Here is a 13,031-nt window from a genome sequence, read left to right on the forward strand (position 1 = left end):
AGCCTCAAACGGCAGGAAGTTTGGCCTCTCTTTGCGTAATTTTTCATATTGGACGCGCTCCTCCCATAGTGTCAGGACACCGCATGCCTTCCCTCAGAACCAGGTTGTTCCACATCTATGCCCGCCTTCGCCGTCCCATGACTCTGGGCGTGCGCGGCCTCGTCGAGAATCCAGACGGAAAGATCCTGCTGGTACGTCACACGTATATTGCAGGCTGGCACATGCCCGGCGGCGGTGTGGAGCGGGGCGAGCCCTGCATCGAGTCGCTCCGCCGGGAAGTGGAGGAAGAAGGCGGCATTCTGCTGAACGGGACCCCGAGCCTGGTCGGGATGTTCTCCAATCACGCATCTTTCCCGAATGACCATGTCCTGCTCTATCACATTCCTTCGGGAATATGGACGCAAGGCAAGGCAACGGCAGTCGCCGAGATTGCCGAAACGCGATGGTGCTCGCCGGATGACTTGCCTGACGGAACAACCAACGGGACGCGCCAGAGACTGGTAGAATTCTACGGGAAAGCACCCCTCAGCCCGTATTGGACCGGCTTAAAACGCTGAGTTCAGGCACCCGCCATTGCGAGGAAGGCTGGCAGGCACAGGAACATCAGCGCCGCCAGCGCGACAATGACCAGACGGGTCGTGGGAGTGGTGCGTGATCTCATCCACTCCTTGTCTGCCGTCATTAAGTCTCAATGCGGGCCATTCGCCGGAAAGTTCGTGATTTTGCTGCCCCATTGGTGCCACAAGTTTTAACGGAACTTTTGCCATCGCGGATGATTGTAAATGCGTGGTGGGACACGAAAGCAGACACGCCCCATCGCATGAACGGCCCTTCCGGGCGCCAAGGTTGCCCCTCATCCTTGCGCTCGCGAATTGAAATGCGGAACGCTGGCTCTGCCCCTTGGGGCCAGCGTTCTATTTCACCCGGCCGGCTGCTCTCATATATTGTCCGGCCGTCCACCAGGACAGAACCGCCGCCGTCCAGAGCAGTCCGACAACGGCGACCGTGGCCACAATCGCCAAGACTGACGTTCCCGTGGAGACTTCGCCCCCGGCATCCGGGCGCAAGACAGCCAGCGGCAACATAAGGCCGATGATCGCCGCCATCTCAAACCCTGTTTTCCACTTCGCCAGATTAGAGGGCACGATGGCAGAGCGTCCGCGCGGCGTGGCGCGGAACCAGGTCATAAACACATCGCGTGCAATAATCATGGCCGCCGGCACATAGATTAGCCAGGTCTGGAATTTCAGCCCCAGACCCAGCAGGGCCGCCGCGATCAGCAACTTGTCGGCGATGGGGTCCAGCCAGACCCCGAACCGACTGTGCGCGTCCAGCTTGCGGGCAAGCCAGCCATCCAGGAAATCCGTGATTGCCCCGGCCAGGAAAGCAAGGAAGGCAAACTGGAACCAGAGCTGTTGCAGCGTGATCTGCCGGGACACGGCGTCGGCATCAAGTCCATTCGGCAACGGGCTGAGGCGCATAGCCTGCCAGAAACCGACCAGCACAAACCCGGCAAACACACAGCGGGCGATGGTCAACGCATTGGGGAGCCATTTGAAATTCATGGCTGTCACCTGTGCCAGCGCCCGCGCGCCCGCGCAATCATGAAACTGTGGAGCCTCTCGCCTCCCCCCCGCCCTACAGGTTGAGAGGCGAAAGTCTCATTAGTTGGTATCGCCGGTTACATCCTCGATCGCGACGTCGTAATGGCGATTGCAGAACTGGCAGTCGATACCCAGCGTACCATCTTCTTCGGTCATCTCACGCAGGGACTCGTCCGGCATCTGTTTCAGAGTCTCAACGAGGCGCTCCTGATTACAGGTGCACCGGTCATCCAGCGCTTGTGGCGTTTCCATCGTCACACCCTGTTCGTGGAACAGGCGATAGAGCAGTTCTTCCATTGGAAGGTCCGGATCGGCCAGTTCGGCATCGGTCAGCGTGGCAAACAGGGCCTCGGCTTCACACCAAGGCTCTTCGGTCTCTCCGCGCGCATCATCTGCCGCAATCCTCTGCACCATCATGCCGCCAGACACCCAAACCGGATGCCCGTCTTTCCGGTCCAGTTCGGCGACCGACAGTTTGAGGCGCGTCGGCACCTGTTCCGACATCTCGAAATAGTCCTCAGCGCATTCACTCAGAGTCCCTTTCGAAAGAGGCACGATTCCCTGATAGGGCTGGATCGCCGGATTGTCCTGGATGATGATCAGGGCCAGACGCCCGCTCGGGCCGAACAGTTGAGGCATGTGCGGAGCGTCGCCCTTGTTCACCTTGTCCAGTTGCGCCCAGGCTTCGGCATCAAATTTGGCATAGCCGCGCACACCGCCATCAGAGCGGTACTCACCGACCAGCATCGACACGGGACCATCACCTTCGGCCTGAACCAGCAGACGCCCCTCGAATTTCAGCGACGCGCCTACCAGCGTCGCAAGCGTCACGGCTTCGCCAAGGATGCGCGCCAAATTCTTCGGATAGTCATGCCGTTGCAGGATGCCCGACAGGCTGCCCTCGCCCATACGAACGGCACGCCCGCGAATGGGACGGTCCACGATCTGGAAATTCGTGACAAAGTCGGTGACGGCGTAAGCAGCGTCGGTCATGGGAGAATACCTCGATTAGGTGCCCCCATGTGGCAGCGGCATGCGCCTATCGCAAGAGGGCCACCTGTTAGACGGGGGATCAGGCCGAGCAGCTACCTCCGCCGAGCACGCAGAAGCTGGCGCACCAGGGATGGTTCAGCTTGACCGGATTGGCTGTCGCCTCGGCAAGTGTGGCGCCCAGTTCGAAGGTCGGATCGTCCACCAATAGCGTGCAGGCTGTCACGGTCGCCCTGCCGGCACCCTTGCGGCGGATCACCATGCGCTGGTTGGCGCACATGATGTCGTCAGGGGACTTGTTCAGAATGCCCCAGCAATCCGTAGTGATTTCTGGTGGGTCGTCCCGGGCGATCATTTCAGGGAACAGGACGAGTTGCTTTGTATTGGTGGGATCTATCGACAGACCCAGTGCGCCAGCAAGCGCGCCATAAGCTGCGCGGGCCTCGGCATCATCCTCATTGAGGGCCTGACGTCCGGCAATGGCCACCTGTACGGCGCGTTCTCCCAACCATTTCAGGCCCTTGCAGGCCTCTTCGAAGGCCCCTTCTCCGCGTTCAGCGTCATGAATGGCCGGATCATGGGAATCCAGCGAGACACGCAGCACCATCCGTTCGCCATAGTGCGCCGCCAGCCGGTCTAGACCCTGCTGGATGCGCGGCCGCATCATCGGGCGCATGGCATTGGTCAGCAGGAGCAGGCTATGCCCATCCGACAAAACGTCTTCCATGATGTGGAGAATATCCGGGCACATGAAGGGCTCGCCGCCCGTAATGCCGATCTCGATGGGCTGGTCGATCTCGTCGAGGAACTGCCGCACATCAGATCGGCTGAGATAAACCAGTCGGTCATTGCGGGGTGAACTTTGAATGTAGCAATTGGTGCATTCAATGTTGCACAGCGTTCCGGTGTTCAACCAGAGCGTCTTCAAGCCCGTCCATCCGACGCTGGCGCGGGTCTCGCCCTTCGCCGTCACGTTCGGGTCAGAAAATTTCGTCGGGGTATAATCACTATCGGCCATTCATCTACGTTTAGCGCGATCCGGCGGCGCTTCCAGCGGTTTTGCAGCAGCACACCCTAACGTGAAGATTGCCGTACTCGTCGTGAGCGCTAGTTTGGCCGTCATGTCTGAAACCACCCAGCAGCAAGTGTTCGAAATGCTCACCTCAGGCGATGATGGCCGGGTGTGCAGAGACATTCCCGACAGCGCCTGTCGCGAAGAGGCCGGCAATTTCTTCACCCATGTTGCCAGCCTGTCGACCAGCAAGATCTCGGATGGGCTGATCGACCCCAAGCTTGTATTGAGCTGGTTGATGACCACGCTGGGCGCACCGGGCTGGATGATCGGCCTGCTTGTCCCCATACGCGAGGCGGGAGCGCTGTTGCCGCAATTGTTCACGGCCGCCGCGCTGCGCCGCCTGCCCCAGCGCAAGTGGGCCTGGTCAGTCGGCTCGGCAGTCCAGGGATTGTCAGCGGCCAGTATGGGGCTCGCAGCGTTTTTCCTGGAGGGTAAGGCGGCGGGTTACGCCATCCTTGGCGCGCTGGCGGTTCTCGCGCTCGCGCGGTCGGTCTGCTCGGTCACCTACAAGGACGTTCTGGGCAAGACGGTCTCCAAATCCCGACGCGGAACAGCAACCGGCGCGGCCAGCACGGTCGGCGCTGCAGCGGTCCTGATCTATGGCGCGCTCCTGGCCGTCGGTTGGGTCGACCGGATGAGCCTCGTGATTGGCGGGCTGTTGCTCGCGGGTGGGCTCTGGATGACGGGCGCAGCGCTTTTCATGACATTGGAAGAAGAACCGGGATCGACCGAAGGCGGAGGCAACCCCATCGAATCCTTCCGGGACAACTTCAAGCTGCTCGCTGAAGACCAGCAGTTGCGCCGTTTCATCCTGGCCCGTGGCCTGTTGATCTCAACTGCACTTGCTCCGCCCTTCATGGTCGCGATGGGCGCAAGGAACAAAGAAGCTGACCAAATGCTTGGGGGACTCGGCTTGCTCGTTATTGCATCTGCGGGCGCAGGCCTGCTCAGCTCCTATGTCTGGGGCCGGCTTGCTGACCGGTCGAGCCGGAAAGTGCTGATCCTGACAGCGGCCGCAGCAACGCTTGCCCTGTTGACGACACTCGGCCTGAATGCGGCGGGGCGACTGCAGGATGTCTGGGCACTCCCGCTTGTTCTGTTCGTTTTGATGATAGCCTATCAGGGCGTGCGCCTTGGTCGTTCCACGCATCTGGTGGATATGGCGAGCCAGGACAACCGTGCGGCCTATACCGCCCTTTCCAACACGATCATCGGCACGCTGCTCATTCTAGGTGGCGGGTTCAGCATCGTTGCGCACATGGCAGGAGAAGCAGCGGTCCTCGGCTTGCTCGCCGTTATGAGCGCGCTCGCCATTCCGGTCGCCATGGGTCTTGAGGAAGTGCAGGAGCGCTGACGCCTATTTATCGAGGCACCAGCGCAGGATGGCCTTCTGGGCGTGCATGCGGTTCTCGGCCTCGTCAAAGACAAGGCTCTGTGGCCCGTCAATGACTTCGGCGTCGACCTCTTCGCCCCGATGCGCTGGCAGACAATGCAGGAATTTCGCACCGCCAGCGGCCATCTCCATCAATTCTTCGGTCACCGCATATGGCTCAAGAATTTCAAGGCGGCGTTCAGCGTCTGCATCGCCCATGGAGACAAATGTGTCGGCAATCACGACGTCGGCGCCGGCCACGGCTTCTTCCGCAGTTTCATAGAGGTCGATCCGGCCCTGCAGGTCGCGGGCGATTTCAATATCCTCATCATCCGGCGCGAAGCGCGCAGGCGTGCCAATGGCGAGAGAATAGCCAAACTTCGGCGCGGCATGGATCAGGCTGGCGCAAACGTTGTTGCCATCGCCAACCCAGGCCAGCCGCGCACCTTCAAGTGTGAAGCCATGCTCTTCCAGTGTCTGGAGGTCCGCCATGATCTGGCAGGGATGTGAACGATCTGTCAGGCCGTTGATGACCGGCACGGTGGCATGCTCGGCAAAGGTCTCGACATCGGAATGATCATTGGCGCGGATCATCACCGCATCGACGAAGCGCGACAGGACGCGCGCAGTGTCTTCCACCGTTTCACCCCGTCCCAGCTGCATGTCATTTGATGTCGCGGTGATCGACGAGCCGCCCAGCTGGCGCATCGCCATGTCGAAGGAAAAGCGCGTCCGGGTTGAGGATTTCTCGAAGACCATTGCCAGCGTATGGCCTTCCAGCGGGGCCCCCGTGTCCACCCGTCCCTTTGGCCAACCCGCACGTGCTTTCTTCATCACATGAGCCATATCCAGGATCTCGCGCAGTTCGGCGGACTCCAGATGCCAGAGGTCGATGAAATGGCGCGGGGCGGTTGAGCTTGTCATCCGGAGATACTCCTGAGGCGGGCGGGAAAGCGGGGCAGATAGCCTGTTTCAGACAATTATTCCAGTCAGGCCGGGCGATTGCACCAGCTTTTGGACAAGATGAATAAATTCTAATTGAGAATGACTTGCAAACATCCGACAGGCATGAAATACATAAGTTGAGAACGAGTCGCAAATCAACAGGAGCGCCCCATGTGTCTGCCAATTGATGATACCGCTATGCTTTGCTGGCTGAAGAGCCAGATGACGGTTCTGGAAGCCTGGCGAAACGAGCTGACTTGCCGCCCGGACACTACCGACACGATGATCAATCGTGTGGAGCAGCACTACACATGGTTGAGCGAAGAAATATCCCGCCTGGATACGCCCCGGCGCGCTGCCTGATACCCCTTTGCCGCAACGCAGGGCGAGGTTTTGCCCACCTCGTTTCCTCCCATACGCTCACCTGCGTTGCGGCAATTCCTTTCCGAAACTCCCCCGCAGATCGATACTGGCGAAGATGACGTGATTGCCCTATGTCACGGGCACATCAGTGCCCATCCAGCCAGGGAGCTTCATCACTCATGGACAATGTTCTCATCATCGGTGCCGGTGCCGCCGGATCCGTCGTCGCGCAGAAATGCGCCATGGACCGCGACACGTTCAAGCATATCCACCTTGCCTCGCGCCGACTGGAAAGCTGCGAGAAGGTCGCCAAGCTGTGCCAGACACCGATCGAGATCAGCCAGGTCGACGCCGACAATGTTGCGGAGGTCGTCGCGCTCATCAACAAGGTGAAGCCGGATCTGCTGATCAACATGGCCCTGCCTTATCAGGACCTGCCGATCATGGATGCCTGCCTGGAAACGGGCTGCAATTATATGGACACGGCGAACTACGAGCCGCGCGATGTCGCGAAGTTCGAATATTCCTGGCAGTGGGCCTATCAGGACAAGTTCAAGGACAAGGGCATCACGGCCATTCTCGGCTGCGGCTTCGATCCGGGCGTGACGAATATCTATTGCGCCTATGCGCAGGAATTCCTGTTCGACGAGATCGAGTATATCGACATTGTCGACTGCAATGCCGGCGATCATGGCAAGACCTTCGCCACGAACTTCAACCCGGAAATCAATCTCCGCGAAGTGACCCAGGACGGCAAATACTGGAAGGACGGCGAGTGGGTGGAAATCCCTGCCCTGTCGATCAAGACGATGATCGACTATCCGGAAGTCGGCCCGAAAGCTTCCTACCTGATCTATCACGAGGAAGAGGAAAGCCTCGTCAAGCACATCAAGGGCCTGAAACAGATCCGTTTCTGGATGACCTTTGGCGAAGCCTATATCAAGCACCTCGAAGTGTTCAAATCGATCGGCCTGATCGGCCTCGAACCGATCAAGCACAAGGGCATGGACATCATCCCGATGGAGTTCCTGAAGGACCTCCTGCCCGTCCCGTCATCCCTGGCCGAAGGCTATACCGGCAAGACCAGCATTGGCGTGATCGTGCGGGGCACAAAGGACGGCCAGCCACAGGCAAAGATGATCTACAACGTGTCCGACCATGCCAAGACCAATGAAGAGGTCTCCGCGCAGGCCGTTTCCTATACGACCGGCGTGCCGCCCGTTTCAGGCGCGGCGATGTTCTTCCGCGGGGAATGGTCCGGCCACGGCGTATTCAATGTCGAGCAATTCCCGTCCAAGCCCTTCCTCGAAGACGTCGCCAAACGCGGCCTGCCCTGGCATGTCATCGACGTTGATGGTGGTGATCAGGAAGACTTGTTCGCGGTGGAGACCTAGGCCAGCTCTTTCCTCATGCGCAGGATCGGCACGATGGTGCCATCCTCGCTGGGCCTGGAGAGGTCTTCGACGAGCCGATAGCCGCACGCCTCATAGAGTGGCACGCCGGTCGCGGTTGAGCCCATCTCCATGGCAGAGAACCCTTCGGCCCGCGCGGCAGCTTCGCTGGCGTCGAGCAACATGCGGCCAATGCCGCGCCGGACGAAATCCGGATGGGTATACATGGCGCGAATCTTGGCCGGCTCGGCCTTGGGGTCCGCCGGGGAATCGTCCCGGCCGGCGGTCGTGTTGCCGCCATAAAGCGTGCGCCGCCGCGACCAGCCCCCGCATCCGGCCAGCGCGTCGCCCTCGAAGACGAGAAAATAGGTGCCATCCGCGACAAGCAGCGTATCGACACCCATGCTCTCGCTGGAGCGCTCGACCTGTTTTGAATCAAGGAAGTGTGGCAGGAGTCGCGCCATGGACTCCGCCATCAGCGCCTCAATCGCCGGAATGTCGTCCAGCGTGGCGACTCGCATATACAGGGAAGATGTTACCGTCATTCGACCCGCATCCTATCTGCGCTGCACACTCCGCAAAAGCCGGAACGTGCGCGCCGCTAATAATGTTCGCTCAAGGCCCGTTGATGAGGCATAAGCGGGCACCCAAGGACCAGACACCATGACCCCACCCGCCCTGCCCGATCATATCCCGACGCCCGTCTTCGTGCTGGACGCGGCGCGCCTGCGCGCAAATCTGGAAACGGCCCAGCGCGTGCGCGAGGCGGTCGGGTGCAAGATCTTGCTGGCGACCAAGGCCTTCTCGCTGCCGGCGGCCTTCCCGTTGATGACCGATTATCTCGACGGCACCACAGCCAGCGGCGAGCAGGAAGCCATTATGGGGCATGAAAGCTTCGGCAAGGAAGTTCATGTCTATTCCCCGGCCTATACCGAAGCCGAAGTGCGCCGCCTGACCGAGGTGGCCGAACACATCTATTTCAATTCCCTCGAACAACTGGAGCGCTTTGGCGACATTGCCCGTGACGGCGGCGCCAAGATCGGCCTGCGCGTCAATCCCGGCTATTCCAATGCAACCGTGGGCGGCGACCTCTACAATCCGTGCGCACCAGGCAGCCGGTTTGGCGAAGTGCCGTCAAAGCTCGACCAGGTCGACTGGTCCGGCATCGACATCTTCCATGTCCACGCCCTGTGCGAGAGCCTGCACGAGGGCTCGGTCGGCCTGATCGAATTCGTCGCCGACAATTTCGGCCAGTATATCGAGCAGGTGAACACGGTGAATTTCGGCGGTGGCCATTTCCTGAACAAGGAAGGCTATGACGTCGACGCGCTGATCGCGGCCATCAAAGCGTTCAAGACGCGCTTTGGCGTGGAAGTCGTGCTGGAGCCGGGCGCGGGCCTCGTCGTGAACACGGGCGAGCTGTATGCGACCGTGCTGGCGCTGCACTGGAACGAGGTGGATCTGGCGATTCTCGATGCCTCCGCCTCGACCCATATGCCGGACGTGCTGGAAGTGCCCTACCGGCCGGACGTGATCGGCGCGGGCCAGCCCGGCCAGAAGGCACACACCTATCGTTTCGGCGGCAAGACCTGCATGACGGGTGACGTGATCGGCGAATACTCCTTTGACGCGCCCCTGAAGCCTGGCGACACGATCATCTTCACCGACCAGATGCATTATTCCTTCGTCAAGACGAACACGTTCAACGGCACGCCGCTGGCAAATCTGGCGGTCCGCTGGGAAGACGGCATCATCGAGAGCCTGTCCGATTTCGGCTATGAGGAATTCCGTCGGCGTCTGGGACGCTGATCGTCAGTCCTTGAAGCGAATGTCCTGATCATTCCCGAGCGAGGGAATGCGGCGCCGCGCTTTCGCCACAGCGTCCAGATCCAGATCGGCAAGGATCACACCCGGTTCATCATCCGCCTTCTCCGCCAACACCTCGCCCCAGGGGGAGACGATCAGAGAGTGGCCGAAGGTCTCGCGGCCGTCTTCATGCTTGCCGCCCTGCGCGGGGGCGATGACGAAGCTGCCGGTCTCGATGGCGCGCGCCCGGACGAGGACATGCCAGTGCGCCTTGCCCGTCACGCGCGTGAACGCTGCCGGGATCGTCAGGATGCCTGCGCCCGCCTGCGCAAGCTTGCGATAGAGATGCGGGAAGCGAACATCATAGCAGATGGTCATCCCCAGCTTGCCGAACTCGGTCTCCGCCAGCACGGCGCGCTCGCCCGGCCGGTAGGCGCGGCTTTCGCGATAGCTCTGCCCGTCGCCCACTTCGACATCGAACATGTGGATCTTGTCATAGCGGGCCCGGACGCTGCCATCCGGCGCGATCAGGACAGACCGATTGGCCAGCCGGTCCTCGCCTTCGAGAGTCACGGCGATCGAGCCGATCAGCACCCAGATGCCAAGCTCAGCCGCCAGCCCGCGCATTGCCCCGAGCGTCTGGTCATCCGCCTCCGGAACAATCTTTGGCCGTGCCTTGCCGGGACGTATGTCCAGCAGGTTCGTCATCTCCGGGGTTGCCACCAGTTGCGCGCCCTGCCGCGCCGCATCGCGGATCAGGCCGGAAGCCGCAGCAATATTAGGTGCGATCTCCACCCCAGACCGCATCTGGACACCGGCAACTCTTACTTTGCTCATATGTTCATTCTAACGCAGCCGCGCAGCCATGCCAGCCTCAATCCTCTAGCCTGCCGAACCAGTCGAGTGCGGCTGCTAGCGCAAGGTCAGGTCCGTCGCCATTATCGGCCACAACCTGATAGGGCGGAGACCATTCATGGCGCGGCGTACCATTCAAATGGGCAAGGTCGTAAGCGGGTAGGCGGATGGGGAAGCCGGTCTGGCTGAGCCGGTAATCTTCAACGCCTCCAGCCAGGCGCGCCATGTCGCTGCCAAACACCTCGCCCCGCTCGATGCCGTCAAAGCCAATGGCCAGCCCTTCGCCCATGCTGCCTGTCCAGCGACCGACCAGAACAGCAACCGGGCCTTTCGCCGTCCAGTCTCCATGGGGCTCTGCGGTCTTCACCCATTCCGGCGCGTCCGTCGGACGGATTTGTTGATATTCCGCCGCCTTCGACAGGAAGCGGCCCAGTATGGGTTCTGCCACGTTCGTGTCGCCACCGCCGGGTGTGTCGCGCAGATCGACGATCCATGAATTTGCCTCTCGCATCGTGTCCATCGCGGCATCGAAGGCGGCGACCGTCCGCGAATCCCCGAGCGAGTCATGCAGGCGGATATACGCGACATTCCCGTCCAGAATCCGGGACGACAGCGGCACCTGCTGCGCGTCAGTGACATAGCCATCAAGAGACAGCGTCTCAGACTCGGAAATGCGCGAGATGGTCACCGAGCGGGGCTCATCGCGGTAGCCCGCCGCCGCCGCGTTCAGCGCCCAGGCCTTCTGGGTCTCGCTAGAGGAAGCATTCTTGGGGTGGAGGCGCGTAACTATCGCATCGGCCAGTGGGCGACCATTGATGGCGACAATCTGGTCACCCACTACGAGACCCGCTCGCGCCGCGGCGCTGCCCGGCCGCACAGCCGTGACGCGGTCACCTTCGAGCCAATAGTCGGACCCTGACGGCACGACACGCGGCGACATGCCGGAATGCGTACCGAACGTCGCATGTGGATCGTAAAGCGCATCGACCAGTGTTTCGAGCGCGCGCAATTGTTCCGGCTTAGTCGTGACGGGGCCGAGCATGCCGGCGAAGCCTGCACATGCGGCCTCCCAATTTTCCTGCCGGTCCGGGTAATAGGCATAGTCGGTACGGACGAGCTCACAGAGCTCTGCTGCATCAGCCAGAGTTTCCTGCGACAGGTCGGTCACAGGGGCATCGGGCGTACACCCTGACACCAATAGGGCCGCCAGGAGATATTTTGGCTTCAGCCTTCCCATTCTGACAGCGCAGCGTCGATGATGCCGGTGGCTTCACGCACATTATCATCCGTGATGACAAGTGGCGGCGCGAGACGCAGGACCATGTTCCCGGCCACACCGACCAGGAGGTTCTTGTCACGGCAGACGCCTTGCAGGCTCTTCGGATCGGACTTCATCTTGAGACCGGTGAGCAGCCCTTTGCCGGTCACCGCTTCGACCTTGTCCGGATGGCTGTCAGCAAGGCTTTTCAGGCCCTGCGCCAGTGTGCCGGAGACCCGGCGCACTTCAGCCAGGAAGTCTTCGCTGGAAATGATGTCCCAGACGACATTGCCGACCGCCATGGCGAGCGGGTTGCCGCCATAGGTCGATCCATGGCTGCCGGGCTGCATATGTTCGCCGACCGCTTCGGTCGTCAGGCAGGCGCCAAAAGGGAAACCGCCGCCAATGCCCTTGGCCGAGCACAGGATATCCGGCGCGGCGCCTTCAACCCATTCGTGAGCGAACAGTTTTCCTGTCCGGCCCATGCCGCACTGGACTTCATCATAGATCAGCAGGATGCCGTGCTCGTCGCAAAGCTCACGCAGCCCGATCAGACAGGCGTCGGGCATGGCACGTACGCCACCCTCACCCTGGACAGGCTCAACGAAAATGGCAGCTGTGGTCGGCTGGGCCGCTGCCGTCTTCAAAGCGTCATGGTCGCCCCATTCAAGGTGCACAAAGCCCGGCAATTTCGGACCAAAGCCTTCGAGATATTTCGGATTGCCACCGGCATTGATCGCGCCGAGCGAGCGACCGTGGAATGCACCGGTGAACGTAATGATGTCGATGCGCGCTTCATTGCCATTCGCCCAGTGGTATTTGCGGGCGGACTTGATGGCGCATTCGACGGCTTCGGTGCCGGAATTGGTGAAGAAGACGCGGTCAGCGAATGTATCGCGGCAGATCTTGTCGGACAGTTCTTCGGCGCCGCGCACGCGGAACATGTTGGAAGTGTGCCACAGCTTGCCGGCCTGCTCCTGCAGGGCCTCGACCATGGCGGGATGAGCGTGGCCCAGCGCGTTCACGGCGATGCCGGCGATGAAATCGAGATATCGCGTGCCGTCCTCGGTGAAGAGGCAGACGCCCTCCCCCTTCTCGAAAACCTGCTCTGGCGGCCTGTAGACCGGCATGATGTGCTGGCGCGGATCGCTCATGATAACTCCTTGCGTGCGCAAAATCCTGTTTGGTCCACGCTTGGCCGCGCCGATGGGCGAAGTCAACTCACGGGCTGGTGCACGCCCGCTACAAGCTGACGATTAAGCTGTACTGATCCGCATCATGAAAAAAGTTTAATCGAAAAACGATAATTATGATTGACGTTTATCGATAATCCCTTATTGATAATCAGGAAGCCAAGACGGACCGGGGTGAT

Annotated in this window: 14 protein-coding genes; 5 read left to right on the forward strand and 9 right to left on the reverse strand. The window is 60.7% G+C overall.

Annotated elements, in window-relative coordinates; genetic code table 11:
- The first annotated feature begins 83 nt into the window (after positions 1–83).
- Complete coding sequence (locus CFA77_RS14425; protein WP_206991285.1) at positions 84–557, forward strand: NUDIX domain-containing protein; 474 nt, start codon at positions 84–86, stop codon at positions 555–557.
- A gap of 2 nt (positions 558–559) precedes the next feature.
- Here the strand turns inward: CFA77_RS14425 and CFA77_RS17225 are convergent, their stop codons facing one another.
- The 4 genes from CFA77_RS17225 to CFA77_RS14440 form a co-directional block, all read right to left on the reverse strand.
- A complete protein-coding gene (locus CFA77_RS17225; protein ID WP_256434935.1) occupies positions 560–682 on the reverse strand; it encodes a hypothetical protein in 123 nt (40 codons plus the stop codon).
- Positions 683–914: 232 nt separating this feature from the next.
- Positions 915–1,565 carry a CDP-alcohol phosphatidyltransferase family protein gene (locus CFA77_RS14430; protein WP_206991286.1) on the reverse strand — a complete coding sequence of 217 codons (651 nt, stop codon included), beginning with the start codon at positions 1,563–1,565 and terminating at the stop codon, positions 915–917.
- Positions 1,566–1,664: 99 nt separating this feature from the next.
- A complete protein-coding gene (locus tag CFA77_RS14435; RefSeq protein ID WP_206991287.1) occupies positions 1,665–2,597 on the reverse strand; it encodes an Hsp33 family molecular chaperone HslO in 933 nt (310 codons plus the stop codon).
- Positions 2,598–2,676: 79 nt separating this feature from the next.
- The gene (locus CFA77_RS14440) at positions 2,677–3,612 is read right to left on the reverse strand and encodes a radical SAM protein (protein ID WP_206991288.1); all 936 of its coding nucleotides are present in this window, start codon (positions 3,610–3,612) and stop codon (positions 2,677–2,679) included.
- A 103-nt stretch (positions 3,613–3,715) separates the two neighbouring features.
- On the opposite strand from CFA77_RS14440, the gene CFA77_RS14445 reads away from it, so the two are divergent.
- Positions 3,716–5,023 carry an MFS transporter gene (locus CFA77_RS14445; RefSeq protein WP_206991289.1) on the forward strand — a complete coding sequence of 436 codons (1,308 nt, stop codon included), beginning with the start codon at positions 3,716–3,718 and terminating at the stop codon, positions 5,021–5,023.
- Between the two features lie 3 nt (positions 5,024–5,026).
- Here the strand turns inward: CFA77_RS14445 and argF are convergent, their stop codons facing one another.
- A complete protein-coding gene (gene argF / locus CFA77_RS14450) occupies positions 5,027–5,965 on the reverse strand; it encodes an ornithine carbamoyltransferase (RefSeq protein ID WP_206991290.1) in 939 nt (312 codons plus the stop codon).
- A gap of 192 nt (positions 5,966–6,157) precedes the next feature.
- Between argF and CFA77_RS14455 the strand changes: the two genes are divergently transcribed.
- On the forward strand, positions 6,158–6,349 hold the full coding sequence (locus CFA77_RS14455) for a hypothetical protein (protein ID WP_034810573.1): 192 nt from the start codon (positions 6,158–6,160) through the stop codon (positions 6,347–6,349).
- 179 nt (positions 6,350–6,528) lie between these two features.
- Positions 6,529–7,743, forward strand: a complete 1,215-nt coding sequence (locus CFA77_RS14460; protein ID WP_206991291.1) for a saccharopine dehydrogenase family protein — start codon at positions 6,529–6,531, stop codon at positions 7,741–7,743.
- On the opposite strand, the gene CFA77_RS14465 is transcribed toward CFA77_RS14460, so the two are convergent.
- Positions 7,740–8,285, reverse strand: a complete 546-nt coding sequence (locus CFA77_RS14465; protein WP_206991292.1) for a GNAT family N-acetyltransferase — start codon at positions 8,283–8,285, stop codon at positions 7,740–7,742. The genes CFA77_RS14460 and CFA77_RS14465 overlap by 4 nt on opposite strands.
- A gap of 118 nt (positions 8,286–8,403) precedes the next feature.
- Here CFA77_RS14465 and nspC point away from each other — a divergent pair, with 118 nt between their 5' ends.
- Positions 8,404–9,549 carry a carboxynorspermidine decarboxylase gene (gene nspC, locus CFA77_RS14470; protein ID WP_206991293.1) on the forward strand — a complete coding sequence of 382 codons (1,146 nt, stop codon included), beginning with the start codon at positions 8,404–8,406 and terminating at the stop codon, positions 9,547–9,549.
- Positions 9,550–9,552: 3 nt separating this feature from the next.
- Here nspC and CFA77_RS14475 read toward each other — a convergent pair whose 3' ends face one another.
- The 3 genes from CFA77_RS14475 to CFA77_RS14485 are packed head-to-tail and all read right to left on the reverse strand — an operon-like array spanning position 9,553 to position 12,813.
- Positions 9,553–10,383, reverse strand: coding sequence for a carbon-nitrogen hydrolase family protein (locus tag CFA77_RS14475; RefSeq protein WP_206991294.1), 831 nt, complete (start codon positions 10,381–10,383; stop codon positions 9,553–9,555).
- Positions 10,384–10,420: 37 nt separating this feature from the next.
- Positions 10,421–11,638, reverse strand: coding sequence for a S41 family peptidase (locus CFA77_RS14480; protein ID WP_206991295.1), 1,218 nt, complete (start codon positions 11,636–11,638; stop codon positions 10,421–10,423).
- Positions 11,626–12,813 (reverse strand): aspartate aminotransferase family protein, encoded by a 1,188-nt coding sequence (locus tag CFA77_RS14485; protein WP_206991296.1) that lies wholly within the window; start codon positions 12,811–12,813, stop codon positions 11,626–11,628. The genes CFA77_RS14480 and CFA77_RS14485 overlap by 13 nt, the downstream gene beginning before the upstream one ends.
- Positions 12,814–13,031 lie beyond the last annotated feature (218 nt).

Origin of the sequence: Hyphomonas sp. KY3, from assembly GCF_017309975.1 — a bacterium.
Classification (GTDB): Bacteria; Pseudomonadota; Alphaproteobacteria; order Caulobacterales; family Hyphomonadaceae; genus Hyphomonas.

Excerpts from the sequence above, each read along its gene's own strand:
- CFA77_RS14455 (WP_034810573.1), top strand. The coding sequence starts at position 6,158 with ATGTGTCTGCCAATTGATGATACCGCTATGCTTTGCTGGCTGAAGAGC.
- CFA77_RS17225 (WP_256434935.1), bottom strand. The coding sequence starts at position 682 with ATGACGGCAGACAAGGAGTGGATGAGATCACGCACCACTCCCACGACC.
- CFA77_RS14435 (WP_206991287.1), bottom strand. The coding sequence starts at position 2,597 with ATGACCGACGCTGCTTACGCCGTCACCGACTTTGTCACGAATTTCCAG.
- argF (WP_206991290.1), bottom strand. The coding sequence starts at position 5,965 with ATGACAAGCTCAACCGCCCCGCGCCATTTCATCGACCTCTGGCATCTG.
- nspC (WP_206991293.1), top strand. The coding sequence starts at position 8,404 with ATGACCCCACCCGCCCTGCCCGATCATATCCCGACGCCCGTCTTCGTG.
- CFA77_RS14465 (WP_206991292.1), bottom strand. The coding sequence starts at position 8,285 with ATGACGGTAACATCTTCCCTGTATATGCGAGTCGCCACGCTGGACGAC.
- CFA77_RS14425 (WP_206991285.1), top strand. The coding sequence starts at position 84 with ATGCCTTCCCTCAGAACCAGGTTGTTCCACATCTATGCCCGCCTTCGC.
- CFA77_RS14440 (WP_206991288.1), bottom strand. The coding sequence starts at position 3,612 with ATGGCCGATAGTGATTATACCCCGACGAAATTTTCTGACCCGAACGTG.
- CFA77_RS14480 (WP_206991295.1), bottom strand. The coding sequence starts at position 11,638 with ATGGGAAGGCTGAAGCCAAAATATCTCCTGGCGGCCCTATTGGTGTCA.
- CFA77_RS14475 (WP_206991294.1), bottom strand. The coding sequence starts at position 10,383 with ATGAGCAAAGTAAGAGTTGCCGGTGTCCAGATGCGGTCTGGGGTGGAG.
- CFA77_RS14430 (WP_206991286.1), bottom strand. The coding sequence starts at position 1,565 with ATGAATTTCAAATGGCTCCCCAATGCGTTGACCATCGCCCGCTGTGTG.
- CFA77_RS14445 (WP_206991289.1), top strand. The coding sequence starts at position 3,716 with ATGTCTGAAACCACCCAGCAGCAAGTGTTCGAAATGCTCACCTCAGGC.
- CFA77_RS14460 (WP_206991291.1), top strand. The coding sequence starts at position 6,529 with ATGGACAATGTTCTCATCATCGGTGCCGGTGCCGCCGGATCCGTCGTC.
- CFA77_RS14485 (WP_206991296.1), bottom strand. The coding sequence starts at position 12,813 with ATGAGCGATCCGCGCCAGCACATCATGCCGGTCTACAGGCCGCCAGAG.